The sequence below is a fragment of the Pseudomonas sp. GD03858 genome (assembly GCF_029840925.1).
Classification (GTDB): Bacteria; Pseudomonadota; Gammaproteobacteria; order Pseudomonadales; family Pseudomonadaceae; genus Aquipseudomonas.
In genome coordinates this window covers 1-2,938 of sequence record NZ_JAOCDM010000207.1, presented here as the reverse complement: position 1 = coordinate 2,938, position 2,938 = coordinate 1, and the positions used below count along the sequence as shown (strand labels likewise).

Here is a 2,938-nt window from a genome sequence, read left to right as displayed (position 1 = left end):
CCGCAAGGCGGCCCCGGCAATCTTTGTTCAACGCTGAAATCTGGGGCTGCTACGCAGCCCTTTCCGACCGGTCCGACGCCTCGGCAAGGCCGCTCCTACAGGGATCGCGCAAGGCTTGAGGTTAGCGCGACCAGGCTTACTCGGCCTTCAGGGTCTTCACGCCCTCGGCAGTCCCCAGCAGCAGCACATCGGCCGGGCGCGCCGCGAACAGACCGTTGGTGACCACGCCGACGATGGCGTTGATCTGGCTTTCCAGCTCCACCGGGTTGGTGATCTGCAGGTTGTGCACGTCCAGGATGACGTTGCCGTTGTCGGTGACCACGCCTTCGCGGTACACCGGGTCGCCGCCCAGTTTCACCAGTTGCCGCGCCACATGGCTGCGGGCCATGGGGATCACCTCGACCGGCAGCGGGAAGGCGCCCAGCACCGGCACCAGCTTGCTGGCGTCGGCGATGCAGATGAAGGTCTTGGCCACGGCGGCGACGATCTTCTCGCGGGTCAGGGCCGCGCCGCCACCCTTGATCAGGTTGAGGTGCGCGTCACTCTCGTCGGCGCCGTCCACGTAGAACTCCAGCTCGCTGACGCTGTTCAGCTCGTAGACCGGGATGCCATGGCCCTTCAGGCGCTGGGCGGTGGCCTCGGAGCTGGCGACGGCGCCGTCGAAGGCGGTCTTGTGCCGGGCCAGGGCGTCGATGAAGAAGTTGGCGGTCGAGCCGGTGCCGACGCCGACGACGCTTTTCTCGTCCAGTTTCGGCAGGATGAGATCGACGGCAGCCTGGGCGACAGCCTGTTTGAGTTGGTCCTGGGTCATGCGGGCTCCGGGAGGGCAAGGCGGAAAGGGCCTAGTATAACGACTCCCGAGGCGTTGCTGTGGTCGCCCGACGTAGCGCTGCGGTAGACTCCCAGCCCTTGTCCCGCGGCCCAGTGATGCTTTCCGATGCTCGAACAGTACGTCAAGAAGATCCTCACCTCGCGCGTCTACGACGTTGCCGTCGAAACCCCGCTGCACAGCGCCGGACAGCTGAGCAAGCGCCTGGGCAACACGGTACTGCTCAAGCGCGAGGACCTGCAGCCGGTGTTCTCGTTCAAGATCCGTGGGGCCTACAACAAGCTGGCGCAGTTGAGCCGCGAGGAACTGGCCCGCGGCGTGGTCACCGCCTCGGCCGGCAACCATGCCCAGGGCGTGGCCCTGGCAGCCCGGGAGCTGGGCATCAAAGCCACCATCGTCATGCCCAAGACCACCCCGGAGATCAAGATCGAGGGCGTGCGCTCGCGCGGTGGCAAGGTGGTGCTGCACGGCGACTCCTTCCCCGAGGCGCTGGCCTACTCGCTGAAGCTGGTGGAAGAAAAGGGCTTCGTCTACATCCACCCCTATGACGACCCGCACACCATCGCCGGCCAGGGCACGGTGGCCATGGAGATCCTTCGTCAGCACCCGGGCCAGCTGGACGCGATCTTCGTGCCGGTCGGCGGCGGCGGCCTGATCGCCGGCATCGCCGCCTACGTGAAGTACCTGCGCCCGGACATCAAGGTGATCGGTGTCGAACCGGACGACTCCAACTGCCTGCAGGCCGCCATGGCCGCGGGCGAGCGCGTGGTGCTGCCGCAGGTCGGGCTGTTCGCCGACGGCGTGGCGGTGGCGCAGATCGGCCAGCACACCTTCGATATCTGCCGTCACCATGTGGACGAGGTGATCACCGTCAGCACCGACGAAATCTGCGCGGCAATCAAGGATATCTACGACGATACCCGCTCGATCACCGAACCTGCCGGCGCCCTTGGCGTGGCGGGGATCAAGAAGTACGTCGAACTCAAGGGCGTCACCGGGCAGACGCTGGTGGCCATCGACTCGGGCGCCAACGTCAACTTCGACCGCCTGCGCCACGTGGCCGAGCGCGCCGAGCTTGGCGAGAAGCGCGAGGCGATCATCGCCGTGACCATCCCCGAGCGCCCGGGCAGCTTCAAGGCCTTCTGCGAGGCCATCGGCAAGCGCCAGATCACCGAGTTCAACTACCGCAAGCACACCTCCGACGAGGCGCACATCTTCGTCGGCGTGCAGACCCATCCGGAAACCGACCCGCGCGCGGCGCTGGTGCGGCAACTGAGCGAGCAAGGCTTTCCGGTCACCGACCTGACCGACAACGAACTGGCCAAGCTGCACATCCGCCACATGGTCGGCGGCCATTCGGCCGGGGCCAGCGACGAAATGGTGCTGCGCTTCGAGTTCCCGGAGCGGCCGGGCGCGCTGTTCAACTTCCTCAACAAGCTGGGCGGGCGCTGGAACATCTCGATGTTCCACTACCGCAACCATGGCGCCGCCGATGGCCGCGTGGTCGCCGGCCTGCAGGTGCCGGAGGACGAACGTCACCTGGTGCCGGCGGCGCTGGCCAAGATCGGCTATCCATACTGGGACGAGACCGAGAACCCGGCTTACCAGCTGTTCCTCGGCTGACTGACTAAGCTGGGCATAGGGCTCTTCGCGGGTAGCGCGTTGTGGGAGCGGGTTTACCCGCGAAGGGCCGATGCGAAATGCCCTATTGAAGGACGATAAAGACATGGAACACCTGACCACCCTCAAGACCCTGCACATCCTCGCCACCGCCCTGTTGCTGCTGGGCGCCCTGGGCCTGGCGATCTGGACCGTTCGCGCCCGGCGCAAGGGTGACAGCGAAGCCTATGCCAAGCTGCTGCGCCGACCGCTGGTGTTCGTCTGGCTGCTGATGGGGCTGTGCCTGGTGAGCATGCCGTTCACCGGCTGGTGGCTGGTGCACCTGATCGGCTGGCCGCTGGGGCAGACCTGGGTACTGGCCTCCAGCATCCTCTATACCTTCGGCGCGCTGGCCGTTTGGTGGCTGGCGGTGCGCCTGAACCGGCTGCGCAAGGCCGAGACGGTGGGGCTGAAGTTCACCCTCGCGCTGGCGCTGTTCAGCGGCGTGTG

Annotated in this window: 3 protein-coding genes; 2 read left to right on the top strand and 1 reads right to left on the bottom strand. The window is 66.4% G+C overall.

Annotated features, from left to right (window positions below; genetic code table 11):
• Positions 1-136 precede the first annotated feature (136 nt).
• Complete coding sequence (rpiA, locus tag N5D48_RS25975; protein ID WP_279888986.1) at positions 137-811, bottom strand: ribose-5-phosphate isomerase RpiA; 675 nt, start codon at positions 809-811, stop codon at positions 137-139.
• Between the two features lie 126 nt (positions 812-937).
• On the opposite strand from rpiA, the gene ilvA reads away from it, so the two are divergent.
• Both ilvA and N5D48_RS25965 read left to right on the top strand, forming a co-directional pair.
• On the top strand, positions 938-2,452 hold the full coding sequence (gene ilvA, locus N5D48_RS25970) for a threonine ammonia-lyase, biosynthetic (RefSeq protein WP_279888984.1): 1,515 nt from the start codon (positions 938-940) through the stop codon (positions 2,450-2,452).
• A 103-nt stretch (positions 2,453-2,555) separates the two neighbouring features.
• The coding region (locus N5D48_RS25965; protein WP_279888982.1) for a DUF2269 family protein at positions 2,556-2,938 on the top strand (383 nt) is incomplete at its 3' end.

Excerpts from the sequence above, each read along its gene's own strand:
- rpiA (WP_279888986.1), bottom strand. The coding sequence starts at position 811 with ATGACCCAGGACCAACTCAAACAGGCTGTCGCCCAGGCTGCCGTCGAT.
- ilvA (WP_279888984.1), top strand. The coding sequence starts at position 938 with ATGCTCGAACAGTACGTCAAGAAGATCCTCACCTCGCGCGTCTACGAC.